Consider the following 15,758-nt stretch of genomic DNA (forward strand, 5'->3'; position numbering starts at 1 on the left):
CAAATTGTCATGCGAAAAAACGCATGACAACCTATCCACAACTATTGAAGTGTATCATCCTTTGACGGATCCAATCAGCATTCCTTTGGCAAAATGTTTTTGCAAAAACGGATAGAAGATCAAAATTGGTAAAGTCGCCACAATGATGACTGCAAATTTGATTCCTTGTTCAGGCGGCACATAGTTTGGGTCCATACTTGCTAACGCATTGGCACCACTGGAGGCCATCGTGATCTGTCTTAACAATAACTGAATCGGCCATTTTGCTGAATCGTTGATATAGAGCAATCCACTCATGAAGTCGTTCCAGATACCAACGGCGTAAAAAAGGGTGAAGGTCGCGATCACTGGTTTTGATAAAGGCAAAATGATTTTCCATAAGATCCCTAGTTCCGTACAGCCGTCCATCTTGGCGGATTCTTCCAACTCGATCGGCATTTCTTGGAAAAAGTTTTTGATGATCATTAAGTTGAAGGGATTGATCGCGATTGGCAAAATCAATGCCCAATAAGAATTGATCAGTCCTAAATTTTTCACCACGATAAACGTTGGGATCATCCCACCTGAAAAGAGCATTGCAAAAATCACGAGATTCAACAAGGTGTTCCGTCCTTTTAGGTGCTTGCGTGATAAAGGATAGGCAAAGGTGAAGGTACAGAAAAGCTGCACCAGCGTGCCAACGATGGTAACGCCGACCGTTACAAGCAAACTACGGATAAAGGTGTTGGTTGAAAAAATAAAGCGATAGGAGTCGAGACTGATCTCATTTGGCCATAAGAAAAACGAACGTGTGGTCAATTCTAACTCCGTAGCAAATGAACCTGCGATCACATAAATAAAAGGAATCACCATGAATAACCCAATCAATGCCAAAAATAGTGCATTAAAAATGTCAAATATTTTCCCTGCCTTCGTATTGTGTAAAGTATCCATCTTTTTCCTCCTTAGTATAAGCCGCTTTCGCCAAAACGTTTCGCTAATTTATTGGTACAAAGTACGAGGATGATCCCAACGATCGATTTAAATAATCCGACGGCTGTTGAGTAACTGTAAGCGCCATTGGTGATCCCCATCATATACACATACGTATCAAAAACATCTGCTACTGTTCGGTTCAACTGATTGGTCATCAAGAAAATCTGATCAAACCCAGTAGACAAAATCGACCCGATCCGCATGATCAGCATAATGATGATCGTCGAACGAATCGCAGGCAAAGTGATATGCCACACACGACGAAAACGTCCTGCACCATCCATGATCGCGGCTTCGTATTGTTCCTGATCCACACCTGATAAGGCAGCTAAATAAATAATGGTCCCCCAACCGATCTCTTTCCAAATCGATTGCATCACGATCATGGGGCGGAACCATTGCGGGTCTGAGAGAAAATCGATTTCCACGCCTGTCAACGAAGCGATAAATTGAGTGATCGCTCCATGATCGATGTTGAATAAAATATGCCAAAGACTAACGACGATCGTCCATGAAAGAAAATGCGGTACATAGACGAAGGTTTGAATGGTCCGCTGAAACAGCTTGTTGCGTAATTCATTCAGTAACAGTGCCAAAAAGATTGGTGCTGGAAACGAAAAGAAAATGTTTAAAAAGGCAATCATCAACGTGTTCCACAAGATTCGAAAGAAATCAGGATTATTGAAGAAATCCATAAAATTTTGTGTTCCTACCCATGGGCTATCTGCGATTCCTAAAAAGGGCACATAATCTTTGAAAGCAATGATCAACCCATACATCGGCGCATAACGAAATACTGCAAAATAGATGATCCCGGGAATCGTCAAAATATAGAGCCATTTATTTTGTTTAAAATGGTTGAGAAAACTCCCCCATTGCTCTTTCGTTTTCGGCACTTTTTTTATTGTTGTTTCCATTCATTCTCCTCCTCTAATTCCGCTCCAATCAGTGCTAAACAACAAATCGTATTTAGCCCCCACTGTGACAACACATTGGTCGATACCCACGGCATTTCTTTTATTTTTTTCCACGTTGTCGCTGCTTCAATGGTCGCTTCGATCGGCAATGGAACACCCGATTTGTCATTATCAAGCAATAACTGCCAAGCCCTTTGACTGATTGCTCGATCGTTACGCACTCGCCCAGCAAAGGCCATCATCGTCGACGCAAACATTGGCCAGGCAAAATGAGGTTCCGTCAGTACCTCGTTTGACTCTTCTGCTTTTATTTCAGGACTCAAGCTATAAAACCAGCCAAACTCCCCTAACATCTCTGTCCACTCTGGGTCTTCCAGCACTTGAGCAAGTTCTAACCAAACTTGCGGCGCCCCAAAGGAGATGACCATGTGATAGCCGCCAAAATTCCCTGTTCCCATATAAGATAAGGTTTTGTCTTGTGGATCAAATAACACTGTGGGACCAGACAATAGGCGCTGGGGCATGGCTTTGATGCAGGTGATGCCGGTGCGAATTCTTTCAAGGTACACAGGATCATTCGTCCGTTCCCACTGGGTAAACCAGTTCGAGACTAGCGCAGCCCAATCTGGTCCGATGCGAATCGGTATCCGCTTCGTTTCTCGTTCATAAAACTCGCGCATCGGTGGTAACGCATCAAAAGCATAGGTTTCATTGTCTTTGACTTGTTCCATAATCTCTCCAATGCGTTCATCCGCTGTCAAATAGTAGTAGTAGCGATGGAGACCCGCCATTGAAATTCGAACTTCTTTGGCTTGGCAACCCCAATGAACGACATTATGCCGTGACCCTAATCCTTTGTATTCCCCAGCATGATACTGATCGACTTCTGAAGTATGTCTCGTCATGCTTTCAGCCAGATAGTAGACGCTTGGATCACCAGTCCGTAAGAAATCTAGCCAAAGCCACATGTTAGGGACCAATTCAGTGTTTTGCCAAGCGTACCCACCAAGATCGTAGCGCCATTGGTGTCGAAACTGATCATAGGTATGCATGACATCACCATAGTTCCAATAGCCATACCAACTTCTTTGTTGGACTTCTGCTAAATAGAATTGACGCATCTCAGCCAATTGTTGCTCCAGCAACTGTTTCGTTTTCGTTGATTCGTCTGGTAAACTGATCCTGCCAAAAACCTTTGTCTCTTGATAACGCTCAGGCAATGAAACGATCTGGGCAGGTTCTTGGTTTTCTTGAGCTAAGCCCAGCAACACTTCTTCTGACGGGGCTTCTTCATATAGATCCAACCAACAACGCGTCGTATTTGCTACACCAACTGCCGTCGAACGAATCTCTTCCATTCCTTCGTATCCGCTAAGCATATGATCCCGTTTGGAATAGTGCTGAAAATCCATTGGCTTGGCATTCGGTGACCACTGCCACATCGTGATTTGGGTTTCTTTTTGGGTGATGCCTGTCACCTCGATCGCAGATGGTGCTTTTTCCCAAAATTTCTCCATGCTGCAAGCAACGCCGCCGGTTTCTCCCCCAGCGTAAAAGGTACCTGAATAATGCTCGCCATCCCCAATGGGCAACCAACAGTACCCAGCTTCGGTCTGTTTTTCTAATTCAAATGACCGATGATTGATTTGATTGACCCGAAAATTGTCCCAAATAGCATTTTCCACCGCATGAGACAGCATCGGCTCGTCCGCTGGGGTCAATGAAACGAGCTGTCCACTGGCTTGTTGTTGATAGGGAATGTTTTGCTGATAGTGTCGCCGTGAAAGTAACAATTGTGCCGCTTCATGATACACAGCATCTGCAATAAATTTGACTTGTCGATTCCAATTTTCACCTGTCAACGCATAATCAAATGCTACCCCCATGCCTTCATAAGCAAGTGGTTTGATGATAATGACCGTATGAATGATTTCCAATTTGCTGATTTCGCGAAAGATGCGGAACCGTAAAATAAACTCTTGCACCACTTCTTGATCGATCTCAATGATGCCTGATACTTTGATAACGGCTTTCTCGGAACCATTTTCTTCCAACATCAAGTCCGTTACTTTGGACTGCACCTTTTTGTTTTGGTATTGCAGGATTGCGTGAAGATCTTGCAATTTTTTCTGCCCATTGACCGCTACCCAGTCCAATACATTTTTCCCTTCCCCATGTTTCGGGAAGAAGCCTTTGATCGTACCGTTGTCAAAATAAATACCGTTGTAAGCTTCCCTAGCAATCGCCTGTTTCTTCTGGACACGCTGTTTTCTTTGAAAAAGTAACTGCGTCGTTTCTGCCACCAAACCACTGTGTCCTGTCCATTTCACACTGCCATCTGGCCAGTAAGCCAGTACTTTCGTTTGCAGCGGCTCCTCACCTAGTAAAAACAGTTCCTCACTTAGAACCTCAGGTTGTAAAGCCCCTTTTTCCCATGGATACCCAAAACTCAGCCCACGTTTTCCCTTAGGTTTATTTTTGAGCCATTTCAATGCCATGTTCGATTTCCTCCTCTTCCCTCTCTGCAGGTTGAACTGCATCGTTTTGTTGCTTTAGCTTTTGTTCATTTTCATCAAATAATTTCAAGTAAATCCCCATTGTGCCAATAATCCACATCCCAATACTTAAAAATGGCAGGAGACCGGGGAGAAAAAAGCTGATCGTACTACAAATCCCAAACCAAAGGACGCCTAAAAAGGTGCCAATAGGTTGAAAGAAAAGAAAGCGTAGTGAAGCGCCTAGGTACTTCTTCGTTGGGAACACATAATATTCGTACATGCTAAGCAATGTATTGATCACAGCGATCGCGACGCATTGGCTAACGATCAATAGGATCAAGCCTGTTTGAGTCAATGCCGCTAAAAATCCTTGCTGGATCACTACCATGGGGCACAAATAAAAGAGAATGATCGGTAAGCCCAAGCGATTCGATCGCCAAAAGTTCCTGCGGTAATACCCAAAGAACGTTTGAAAAAAAGGCGGCGATTCCTGTTTAAGGGTTTTCTTTGCTACGTGGAATCCTGCTTGTACGCTAGGCGCCAGTCCAAAGATGATCCCACCTACTAGCGCACCTATAATAACGGTTACATTTATCAGTAAACAATAAAAGACAAAATCTGCTGCTTGATATGCTTTCTGCCAATTCATCACCGTTCCTCCTCTAAGGAATATACCTTTAAGTCTTTATAGCGGGCCTTCATTGGCGCCATTTGCCGAAATCCGATCGCTCCTTTGGTTAATACGGGACCAAACTGTTCCTCATCAAGGTACCTTAACACCAATAAGTCGTTGATCCAAAAGGAGATCGTTGCACCTACCTTATCGATTCTTAGGTGATAAAACCCTCGGGCATCTGCTACACTCGGAAGTGGATCTGCGCCTTGGGCGACCAGATGAAACCCATGGCTTTTGCGCAAATTACACGTTTCAAACGCCCGTTCCTCCTCATACTTTCTTCGAAAATAAGAAAGGTGGTAAGCATTGATCCCTCCAGAATGATACTCGGGATATGCCCCGGTTCGTTTGGGTACTCCAGAATCGAAGATCGAGCCACCCTTGCGATTGCCTGCTGCAAAAAAGAGCATACATAAGCCTGGTTCAGCCAGTGGTTGAAACTGCCAGGTGATTCGTAGGTCCGCTGGAAATTGTTGAGGCAGCCATAAAACAAAATGTGGTTGTTTGTTTGATTCTTCAGAATACGTATTTGCCAGAATCATCCCGTCTTGGAAAGTAATTTTGGGCTCTCCTTCAGCAATAAAGTGTTGAATATCTGCTGCTTGATTCAGCGGATTTTCATAGATCAATTTCGCTAACATTTCTTCTCCTTTTATGCGTATATGAGCTGCTTTTCTCTTTTCATAGTAAACTTGACCTACATTTCTAACAATTGACTTTTTTTGAATTCTTTGATATCAAGCGTTAGATTAGGGTTTTCATTTGCTTGTTTCCATTTTTTCTTTTCTGATTTCTTACTACCTGTCTCGTCTCACTTGACTATTACTCCATTTTATTAGCTGAAAAAAATCATTGAAAAAGAAAAAGGTTGAGAGCAAGATCCACTCAACCTTCTTCGACTGTCGTTATTGTGCTTGATGAAGGGCATTCGTTTCTTCCATCAGCTGCGTGCCTCCTTGATTCTTCCAAAGTTCGATCGCAGCTTCCCATCCCGCTTCATCGATTTGTCCTGCAATAAATTGAACCCGTGCATCACTAATGATCTGATCAAGCTGTGCCCCTTTTGTTACATACGTATCTGTATTATAGGAGGCTGCTGGGTTAAAGACAGCGTGCTCTAAATCAGCTTCCATCAGTGACAATCGTTTTTCATAGCTTTCAGTAGCCGCTTCTGTATCAGGTTTAGCAATATAGTACAGGGTATCTTCCGTTACATTCATCCCAATTTGTGAGTACCCTTTGACCGCATTGGCTAGCGCTTCAGCTTCTGATCCTTCTAGTGCGACGGACATTCCATCCACTACTTCGAAATTGATTCCTTCAATTCCGTTGTTCAGCAATACCTGTGCTTCTTTATCATTTAATTTATCAAGGAACGTCAACACCTCTTTTAGATGTTCCTCTGTCTGGACACTCGACTTAGGAATCGCCAAGAAACCAGAATAGCCATCTGTCGGTAACGCATTCATCGTACCGTTATTATCTTTTAAATTCCCTGTAAAGACGACGAGGTCTTCTTCTCCAGCTTGCAATAATTTATTACTGATTTGTGCTGCTCGTGAATACGTATCAATAATGATCCCACCACGTCCATTGATAAACGGCTCATCCCATTTATCTGCTGCCATAGTTGCAAAATCACGATTGACATAGCCTTGTTCCACCATATCTTTAACAAATTGCATTGATTCTAGGTATTCTGGTTGCATAAAGGATGGCTCTAAAGTGCCGTCTATTTCTTTCCAAGCATTTCCTGCCCCAAACCAAGTAGCTAACACATCGTAAGGACTATTTGAATTGATCGAGCCAGGCCATTGGGGAATAATCAAACCAAACGTATCATTTTCACCATTCCCATCGGGATCGTTCTCAGTAAATGCTTTGGCAACCTCATAGAGATCATCGATCGTTTCTGGTACCTCTAAGTTTAAGTTTTCTAACCAATCTTTTCGGATGATCACCGCCGTCCGCATCGCATCACGTTTCCGATAAATTCCGTACACTTTGCCATTCACAGAAGAATTACGCAAAACATCCTCGTTAGACTGAGAGAGATTAGGATAATCAGCTAAATAGTCGGTCAAATCCCAAAAAGCCCCATTTTCTGCTGACTTGATAAATCCTCCTGATTTTCCTTGAATGACCATCACTTCTGGAATATCATCTGAAGCTAACGTAATATTCATTTTATCCTCGTAGGATGTATTGGGTGCCCAGGTAATATCAATGTTTTTGCCAGTGTAAGCTTCTAATTGCTTCAAAATCTCATTGTCACTTGCAGGTGGTTCAGTTTCAATGTACGGCGATAACATCGAAATCGTATCATAATCTGTTGTGGAACCTGCTTCCTCCTTCCCACATGCCGACAAAAAGGCGACCGATAGTAACCCCAAACCAAGAATCGTACTTAATTTTTTCACTACTTTTCCTCCTTAGATTTTGTTGTTGAGCTCGATTAAATAAACCGCTTTCAATACCAAAAGCATAACGAAAAGCAGGATTTCCAGCAATTGACATTTTTTGTTAATCGTTGATATATGGCTGGGTGAGAATTGTTCGTCTTCAATCAACTTCTATTCTCTTTCATAAAATACCTTTAATCATTTTATTAAAAGTAAATCACTTATAGTTATGGGCATCTATGGTACTTTTATATTATGTAACTCTGATAGTTCTCTATAAGTGAATCTTTTTATCAAAAAACCATAACCTAAAGCATCTATCAAGAAGACGAAAGAAATCCGGAACAAAAATGTTTCATCCTGCTCCGGATTCATTTTAATTTTCTTCTTTATAGCTTCGTACAGTAACAATTTTCAAATCCTTCAACAGCTATTTATTCAAATCATCAATCTAAAACAGTCTTTTATAGAATATTAGATGGCAAGCTTATCTTTTTTTACTTCTTAAGTATTAAGCTTTTGTAACCTTCGTAATTCTCTCCATCGTAAATGACAAACATATTGTTTTTCTGATTTTTTTCATTGCACTTTTTATATTCTATTGTTAGCTTTTTATTGAATATAATTAAGTCTTTAATCGTAAACGACTCCACAGTATTATCCACATGCGGACAAATATGAATGGTATTTTCTTCTGCGATTTTAATTCCACAAATTCCACGTACCACCAAATCGTTAAAGGCGGAATGGTTGTAATCTTTTCCTCGTTCTCTTCCTCCTTTGTTTTTAGGCCATCCCCATGCTTCTAAAATACTCCTTGATAGCCACTCACCAGTATTGGGTTCTATATTTTCATCTAACCAATTAATCTTTTCACCTTCACCTGTTACACGATAAAAGCTATTGGCATAATTCCTAAGTTCTCTCAAAAAATCTTTTGGTTGAATGCTTACACTATTATTCTCCATCTCATAAATCATCGAATTTAATGTTTGAGTTGTTGCAAAAGGCCATGATGGACCATTCCATAAGCATTCATGATGAGTAGATTTTTTATTAAACAAATGATGAGAGCGTTCAGCAGTTGTTGGACCATAATCACCTTTGAAACCATTTGGATCATTTAGGAATTGCCATGCTTTTTGATGTCTCTCATCTGTTAATCCAAAATGCCAAGGGATATAGCCAATTTGTTCTCTTACATTTCTGTCTTTATTAATATCTTTAAAGTCAAAAGAATGTATTTCCTCATCTTTATGACTTTGTGGAATGACTTTAAAGAAGTGAGCATCTTCATCCCATAATAAACTTACTATTTTTTCTTTCAACGCCTCAGCTTTCCTGAAATATTTTTCTGCAAGAAGATATTCTCCTGCCTTTTTTGCAAGTGAGCCAATGACTAAACAATTTCCATACATATAACTATTCAAAGTTGGACGGAGTCCTTTACCACTTATCGACATTTCCATAGCATCTCGATCATCATCTGACCAGAATAATCCATACTTTGTCATATTCGTTGATTCTATGTGCTCATAAAACTTCACAAATTCTTTCAGTAAGGATTGGATAAAGTCGTGATCCTGCCATTGAATCGCATAATCATTGATACTATCTAAAATCCAGGTCGAGTATGAGTAGATATCTCCACTTCCTCTAAACCAAAAATTTATATACTCACGAATTAAACCCCTTCCCTGTTTTAGCCATCGTGCTTCAGCAATATGATGCCCCGCAGCACAGTTGATGGAATTAAACGGACCAGACCATGAAACTTCTGGCAGGAATTCAGTAATAATACGCCCTTCTTGCGTAGTTTTGATGTGTTTTCTAAAGACCCACCATCTAAAATAATAAGCTTCTTCAATTAGTTTATCACTACAATGAAATTCAGGGACATTGTCTTTCATCCATAATAAGACCTCATTGTTGGGAATGTCTTGTACAAATAACTCCTCGTCGTTTTTATTAAATTTTTCTACATACATTTCAACTATATCCCTCATATAGAACCACCTTTATTTTTTCTCTTCTAAATCTTTCTTTCAGTTATATCTTTAGCCCTTGACGGCTCCGCTCATTACACCGCCTATAATATACCTTTGCATTATCAAGTAAAAAATTAGCAATGGTAATATACCAAGTACCATCATAGGGAACATACTTGACCAATCGGTAGAGAACTGTCCAATATTCCGATTCACTTCTTGTAAAATAACGTTTTGTTCTCTAGATTGTAAGAAATAAAGAGGCCCCATAAAATCATTCCAAATAGTTAATGTATTTAGGATGGCAATAGTCATTGTCGTTGGTTTTAGTAAAGGAAAAATGACCTTACGAAAAATCTGGAAAAATGTGGCGCCATCCATCCTTGCAGATTCCTCCAATTCGGTTGGAATCGTATCAGCAAAACTATGAAACATCAAAGTAGCAAAAGGAATATTCACAGCGATATTGATTAAAATGACCGCTAATAATGTGTTCATTAAATTCAAGTTTTGTACTATTTTGTATAGTCCCATTATAGACATTTGATAAGGAAACATCATTCCAGCTAAAATAATCAAAAAAATTCGGCTATAAATTTTTTTTTGAGACATTCGATTTAGAACGTATCCGGCCATTGATGATACTACAACTAATCCTATTACTGATAACGAAGTAATAATCAATGTATTTTTAAAAGCATTTAAGTAGTTCATTTTTTGGAAAGCCTCTATATAAGGCGACAATGACCAGCTTTGAGGTAAAGACATGGGATTTGCCGCTGCTTCAGGAGCTGATTTAAATGTTGTTACGATTAAGTAATAAATTGGTACTAAAACAATAAATGAAACTAAACTCAATACTAAAAACTTGATACAAACGATCCAATCATTTTGTTTCATGCTAACGTTCTCTCCCATCTTCTAAATATTGTCATCACAATTGAAGTCAAAATCATCGTTACTACCAAAAAGACCATCCCAAAAGCTGCAGCATAAGCATAGTTTCCTTCCGAGAATTTTGAGAACATCAGAGATAAAATCGTTTCAGTAGAATAGCCAGGTCCGCCCTTTGTTAAAGAGAAAACAATATCAAAAACCTTCAATCCTGAAATCATCCCAGTGATCAAATTAATTTTAAGACTAGGTGCTAAATTGGGTAGCGTGATTTTGAAGAACTTTTGCATTGAATTTGCTCCATCAAGATCTGCAGCCTCATACAATTCAGTTGGAATATTTTGGATGTTAGCAATATAAATGACCATCGACCATCCAAACCATTGCCATACTTGTGTACCTATGATTGACGCCAATGCAAATCTTGGATCCCCTAAAAAGTTCACTGAATTAAGACCGAGCAAATTGAGAAACTCATTCAATAATCCAAAATCTTGGCTAGACAAAATAAAACTAAAAAGATACCCTACAACTAAAGTACTCAATACAGCTGGCGTAAAAAAAATCGTTCGAAAAATATTCCTTCCTGGAATTTTTGAACATAGTAATACGGCTATCGGCAAGGAAATAACGTTCTGTAAGATTACGGTACAAATTGCGTAAACAAGTGAATTCTGAATACCAATTAATATTTGTTTATCTGAAAAAACAGCTAAATAATTTTTCAATCCTACTAAGTTCACACTTGGCGAATAGTTATTCCAATCTGAAAAAGAAAAGTAAGCCGTATATAATAAAGGGGCGATAAAGAAGGTTGTAAAAATGATTATCACCGGCAATAGCATAAATGTGCTAGCAATTTGATCTTTTCTAGTCATAAATGTTCTCCCTTTCTAAAATAATTACTGGTATCATCCAATGAAGGATAGACACCAGTAAAAGAAACGTACGTATCAGTCAAATCATTCCTTATAACGAATTTCATCTGCTTTTTTATCCAAATTTTCAAGAAATTCCTCAGTTGTCACTTGATTAGATACTAGATTTTGAATCTGTTTTTTCCACTCTGTCAAAAATGTCTCAGCCGGCATATTCACGCCCCAGCGATCCCAAGCACAAGCAACACGACCGTTATCTAACTCATTTTGTACTAAAGCATATGCCTCGGGAGTATCAACATTTACTTCTTTTCTATAACTAAAACCTCCTGGATTTGCATCAACCCATGTTTGTTGAACCTCTAAGCTTGCAAATGCGGCAAGCACTTTTTTAGCCTCAGTCTCATTTTTCGTGTTTTTATTCACTCCCAATGAAACTGCTGGCCCCCCAATCAAATAATTATCGCCCTCTGTATCACCTAAATGAGAAAACATTCCTACATCCATTCCCGCTTCTTCCAAATTTGCATAATTCCATGGTCCACCGTTCATCATTGCAATTTCACCATTGATAAACATATTCATATTTTGATCACCAGATATACCAAGCATTTTTTCATTCATATACCCGTCGTCTATAATTCGCCTCCACTTATCAACTGCATCATTCATAACTCCTGCCATCTTAGTTTTACCGTAAGCAAATTGTTCATCGAAGTCTTTATTTGCTTCATCTCGATAAAACGAATTTTCTAAGTAACCAATAAGCGAATGATTCCCAGAATCTGAATCAGATAATCCAAATCCGATAGGCGCTATTCCAAGAGTAGATAATTTCTCGCATACTTGTAAAAATTCATCATATGTTTTTGGTACCTCAATGCCATTCGTCTCAAAAATTTCCTTATTGTACCAAATTCCAGAAAACCAACCATAAGAAGGAATCCCATAAATTTTCCCATCTTCAGATGTTGCTAGTGCAAAACCATTCTCATTGAAGTCTTGAATAAATGCTTCATTGGAAATATCTAGTAAATTTTCTGATTTGATTCGTGATGGAAAAGATGCACCATCTGTAATAATATCTGGTCCTTCTCCAGAAGATAACTGTGTACTCAACACGTTATTGTACTGTTGCAACGGAACAAAAGAGTATTCAACAGTCAATTCATCTCCTAACTCTTTATTCACAGCTTCAATTACCGGTTCCATTTCATTCTCGCTATACCATCCCATCATGGAAATAGTCTTTGAATCACTATCATTCGTTTGATTCCCATTACTAGCTCCGCAAGCTGCCAATATAATGCCAACAAGTAATGCAAAAATGCTTAGAAATACTTTCTTTTTACTCATATGATTCCCTCCTTGCTATTTGTATTACCAGAATAACGAACTTTGAAAACGGTAACAACATTAAAAAGAAGCGAAAAACATGAAAAATCTACGATTGAAGCTTTTCATCAAGTATAATAAATGAAAACGCTATATATCAAATTAGACGTAGTGAGGAGGAAGTAATATGTTTACCATCTTAGTCGTTGATGATAACAAAATAGAACGAACGGGTATCATTCAAATTCTCAGAAAAGAAAAGTATCCGTTCCAAATTTTCGAAGCGAAAAATGGCCAAGTAGCTCTCGATCTATTTAAGAAAGAAAAAATTGATATTTTGTTTACTGACCTAAAAATGCCTAAAATGGATGGTATAGAGTTAATTACACGAGCTCTGCAAATTCAACCACAACTACTTTCAATAATTTACAGTGCACATAGTGATTTTTCTTATGCTCAAAATGCTTTGCGTTTAGGGGTCGTACAGTACCTTTTAAAACCTATGAGCTTAGAACAATTTAAAACTGTATTTGATGAAGTACTTAAAATTGGTTTATCTCGTGAAATAAATCGACTGTTACTTACTATTGAAAAAAAACAAGTGAATACTGAGGAAGATCACAATGTAAGTAGCCTATTAAATCTTTCTGGCTTTAAACAAATGAAACTTACCCATAACCCTGACGAAGTGAATCTAGTAAAAGACTCAATCATTATAGACAGAGAGGCCACTACGATTTACTTAGAAAATTATTTAGAGCTCCTTTTTTCAAAACCAACTAGCATTCAATCACCTATTACCGATACCTACTGTGAAGTTTACGGTCAATTAATCTCTCATTCCTTTATGGAAAACTATTTATCATTAAAGATTGAATTAGAAAAAAACCTCTTTTTTAATATAAAATCTCGTAATCTATCAAATCGCTCTGAACACGAAGAATTTCCAATCATTGAGATTTTAAATTTACTCTACCTTGCTGTATTAGATTATGATGAAGACAAAATTACCTATTACCTGAAACAACTCAAGAAATCAGCACTTTCTCAGCGACAAGTAACTGTGAAAGATCTAAAACAAATATTAACTGACTATTTAAAGAAGCACTTTGAATATACGATTAATACCCTGGCTCAACCATTTTTAAATGGAGAAGACACCTTATCAACATTTGAAGACTTTGAAGTTTTAGTCTATACAGCGAATGAAACAAAAAAAAACAACACTTCAAATAATTTCTTGGTAAATCGAATCTATGAGCTTATCCAGTCAAATATCTCAAATAGTGACTTATCCGTCGGATGGCTAGCACTCATCCTTGAAAAAACTCCCAATTATTTAAGTGCAGTGTTTAAAAAGGAAACTGGAGGAAATATTAATAATGTCATTGGTGACATACGAAATTCATTAGCTCAGTCCTTGCTAAAAAATTCAAGCATTAAAATTAGTGAAACATCTAAACGCTGTGGTTTCGAAGATTCTTCGTATTTCATACAGTTTTTCAAAAAAAAGAATGGGGTTACTCCACTTCAATATAGGAAGAACGGTGTAAACAATGAATAACCAAAGTTACTCACAGAAGTTAAAACAAATCGTTACTTTAGCTATTTTGATTCCTACATTACTTTTCTATTTGATCATGATCTTCACTATTTTTTTCATATCACAACGAGAGCTTAAAAGTAGCTTTGAACGCTCTACTCAACAGACTGCATCAAGTATTAATGCTCATATCAAAGATGCCGAAAATGCTATTAACTTTCTAGCCACTAATCCAGACGTAATTTCGTTACTGACTGAGCTTTCAAACGCACAGGAAGATCCGTCGGAAGTAATTATTGATACACAAAATGTTGGCTTTTATGTCTACAACTCTCTTTTATCAAATAACATCATTAGTAAGATAGATATTAATATTTTACAGCCCATTGACGACTACTATACCTCCTACTTAAAAGAACGCTCCACTCTCCTTGGATACTACACAACTATTGAAAATAAAAGTACCCCCCAGTGGATTTTTACGGAGGATAAAATCATTTTAGTAAAAGCCATAGTAAGTCCCAATCTTTACGACGTTTTAGGGGAGTTGCAAATGGAGATTAAAAGTGACGTTCTTTTCAATGATTCTGGTGTTTTCAATGATCAATTTGCTTACTACTTATTTGACGATAATAACCAAATAGTAACTTTTCAAAACATTGCAAATGCAAAAAAAAGCCCTGTATCTCAAGTTAAGCTTGAGAATAATTGGTCCTTAGCAATATTTGAAGCAAATGGTCTTACAAGCTTACAGACAATTATTATTGCGATAGTTTTGATATCTGCTCTTTTTTTTCTACTATTATTTATAATTATAAGATTAATGATAGTTAAATTTTCCAAGCATTATACTGATAGATTTGATTATCTTTACGAACAAACAAGTTATTTATCATCCGAAAGTAAACTGATCCCACCTGCGTTAGATGGTGATGATGAACTGTCCAAGTTAAGTCATCGTTTCGTGGATATGCAAGATGAAATCAGTCAATTATTATCTGATATAAAAAAGAAAGAAAAGGAAAAAAGTTACCTGAAAATTAGACTTTTACAGGAAAAAATGGATCCTCACTTTCTTTACAACATTCTCTCTACTATAAATTGGATTGCTATTGAGGCAAAACAAGAAAAAATCGTCAAAATTATTTCTGATTTGACTCTATTTTACCGAACTGCTCTGAATAATGGAGAACAATTGACTAGCTTAGAAAATGAGTTAAAAAATGCCTCAGCTTATATTCATCTTATTGAGATATTATCTGATCGACAAATTGATCTTGACGTCTCCCTTTCAGAACCATTGCTAGATGAAACTGTTCCCACTTTTATTTTGCAGCCAATTTTAGAAAATAGTATTAAATATGGAATTGATGAGCTTGAAGTTGATTTTGCAACAATTTCTATCAATATTTGGAGTGAAGATGACTTTCCTTTAGTTATCGAAGTTGTTAATCAATCTTCGTTCCATCCTCATACTGACATTCTTGACCCATCTAACTTTGGGTTTGCATTACACTCAATTCAACAAAGGATGAAGCATCTATTTCATGAAGGTTCGTATGTGGAAGTTAGATTTTCCGAACAACATACAAAGACCTGTCTTTATTTCCGTAAAACAAATCACACATAAACTCTATCCTAATTTGATCAAG

The 15,758-nt window shown here is 37.9% G+C and carries 12 protein-coding genes; 2 read left to right on the plus strand and 10 right to left on the minus strand.

The genetic code is table 11. The features are described 5' to 3' along the window. Positions 1-54: 54 nt before the first annotated feature. The 10 genes from IGI86_RS12850 to IGI86_RS12895 all read right to left on the minus strand — a co-directional run bounded on the left by IGI86_RS12850 (position 55) and on the right by IGI86_RS12895 (position 12,584). Entirely contained in the window at positions 55-933 is an 879-nt protein-coding gene (locus IGI86_RS12850; protein WP_005234200.1) for a carbohydrate ABC transporter permease, read from the minus strand. A gap of 11 nt (positions 934-944) precedes the next feature. Next, positions 945-1,892 (minus strand): ABC transporter permease, encoded by a 948-nt coding sequence (locus IGI86_RS12855; protein WP_005234199.1) that lies wholly within the window; start codon positions 1,890-1,892, stop codon positions 945-947. Next, positions 1,877-4,390, minus strand: a complete 2,514-nt coding sequence (locus IGI86_RS12860) for a hypothetical protein (protein WP_430599679.1) — start codon at positions 4,388-4,390, stop codon at positions 1,877-1,879. The genes IGI86_RS12855 and IGI86_RS12860 overlap by 16 nt, the downstream gene beginning before the upstream one ends. Further along, positions 4,365-5,039, minus strand: coding sequence for a YesL family protein (locus IGI86_RS12865; protein ID WP_430617343.1), 675 nt, complete (start codon positions 5,037-5,039; stop codon positions 4,365-4,367). Before IGI86_RS12865 ends, IGI86_RS12860 begins: the two co-directional genes overlap by 26 nt. Beyond that, positions 5,039-5,707: a DUF1961 family protein gene (locus IGI86_RS12870; RefSeq protein WP_430617344.1), complete on the minus strand. Its 669-nt coding sequence runs from the start codon at positions 5,705-5,707 to the stop codon at positions 5,039-5,041. Before IGI86_RS12870 ends, IGI86_RS12865 begins: the two co-directional genes overlap by 1 nt. 264 nt (positions 5,708-5,971) lie before the next feature. Then, positions 5,972-7,486, minus strand: coding sequence for an extracellular solute-binding protein (locus tag IGI86_RS12875; protein ID WP_429961487.1), 1,515 nt, complete (start codon positions 7,484-7,486; stop codon positions 5,972-5,974). 479 nt (positions 7,487-7,965) lie between these two features. Next, a complete protein-coding gene (locus IGI86_RS12880) occupies positions 7,966-9,474 on the minus strand; it encodes an MGH1-like glycoside hydrolase domain-containing protein (RefSeq protein ID WP_430599681.1) in 1,509 nt (502 codons plus the stop codon). 51 nt (positions 9,475-9,525) lie between these two features. Beyond that, positions 9,526-10,356, minus strand: a complete 831-nt coding sequence (locus tag IGI86_RS12885) for a carbohydrate ABC transporter permease (RefSeq protein WP_430599682.1) — start codon at positions 10,354-10,356, stop codon at positions 9,526-9,528. Continuing rightward, on the minus strand, positions 10,353-11,228 hold the full coding sequence (locus tag IGI86_RS12890; protein WP_373192551.1) for a carbohydrate ABC transporter permease: 876 nt from the start codon (positions 11,226-11,228) through the stop codon (positions 10,353-10,355). Before IGI86_RS12890 ends, IGI86_RS12885 begins: the two co-directional genes overlap by 4 nt. A gap of 84 nt (positions 11,229-11,312) precedes the next feature. Then, entirely contained in the window at positions 11,313-12,584 is a 1,272-nt protein-coding gene (locus tag IGI86_RS12895; protein ID WP_430599683.1) for an ABC transporter substrate-binding protein, read from the minus strand. A gap of 166 nt (positions 12,585-12,750) precedes the next feature. On the opposite strand from IGI86_RS12895, the gene IGI86_RS12900 reads away from it, so the two are divergent. Next, positions 12,751-14,127 carry a response regulator transcription factor gene (locus tag IGI86_RS12900; protein WP_430599684.1) on the plus strand — a complete coding sequence of 459 codons (1,377 nt, stop codon included), beginning with the start codon at positions 12,751-12,753 and terminating at the stop codon, positions 14,125-14,127. Then, the gene (locus IGI86_RS12905) at positions 14,120-15,736 is read left to right on the plus strand and encodes a sensor histidine kinase (RefSeq protein ID WP_430599685.1); all 1,617 of its coding nucleotides are present in this window, start codon (positions 14,120-14,122) and stop codon (positions 15,734-15,736) included. The genes IGI86_RS12900 and IGI86_RS12905 overlap by 8 nt, the downstream gene beginning before the upstream one ends. Positions 15,737-15,758: the final 22 nt, after the last annotated feature.

It is taken from the genome of Enterococcus sp. AZ188 (assembly GCF_050544075.1).
Classification (GTDB): domain Bacteria; phylum Bacillota; class Bacilli; order Lactobacillales; family Enterococcaceae; genus Enterococcus_D; species Enterococcus_D entomosocium.

Excerpts from the sequence above, each read along its gene's own strand:
- IGI86_RS12850 (WP_005234200.1), bottom strand. The coding sequence starts at position 933 with ATGGATACTTTACACAATACGAAGGCAGGGAAAATATTTGACATTTTT.
- IGI86_RS12855 (WP_005234199.1), bottom strand. The coding sequence starts at position 1,892 with ATGGAAACAACAATAAAAAAAGTGCCGAAAACGAAAGAGCAATGGGGG.
- IGI86_RS12860 (WP_430599679.1), bottom strand. The coding sequence starts at position 4,390 with ATGGCATTGAAATGGCTCAAAAATAAACCTAAGGGAAAACGTGGGCTG.
- IGI86_RS12865 (WP_430617343.1), bottom strand. The coding sequence starts at position 5,039 with ATGAATTGGCAGAAAGCATATCAAGCAGCAGATTTTGTCTTTTATTGT.
- IGI86_RS12870 (WP_430617344.1), bottom strand. The coding sequence starts at position 5,707 with ATGTTAGCGAAATTGATCTATGAAAATCCGCTGAATCAAGCAGCAGAT.
- IGI86_RS12880 (WP_430599681.1), bottom strand. The coding sequence starts at position 9,474 with ATGAGGGATATAGTTGAAATGTATGTAGAAAAATTTAATAAAAACGAC.
- IGI86_RS12885 (WP_430599682.1), bottom strand. The coding sequence starts at position 10,356 with ATGAAACAAAATGATTGGATCGTTTGTATCAAGTTTTTAGTATTGAGT.
- IGI86_RS12890 (WP_373192551.1), bottom strand. The coding sequence starts at position 11,228 with ATGACTAGAAAAGATCAAATTGCTAGCACATTTATGCTATTGCCGGTG.
- IGI86_RS12895 (WP_430599683.1), bottom strand. The coding sequence starts at position 12,584 with ATGAGTAAAAAGAAAGTATTTCTAAGCATTTTTGCATTACTTGTTGGC.
- IGI86_RS12900 (WP_430599684.1), top strand. The coding sequence starts at position 12,751 with ATGTTTACCATCTTAGTCGTTGATGATAACAAAATAGAACGAACGGGT.
- IGI86_RS12905 (WP_430599685.1), top strand. The coding sequence starts at position 14,120 with ATGAATAACCAAAGTTACTCACAGAAGTTAAAACAAATCGTTACTTTA.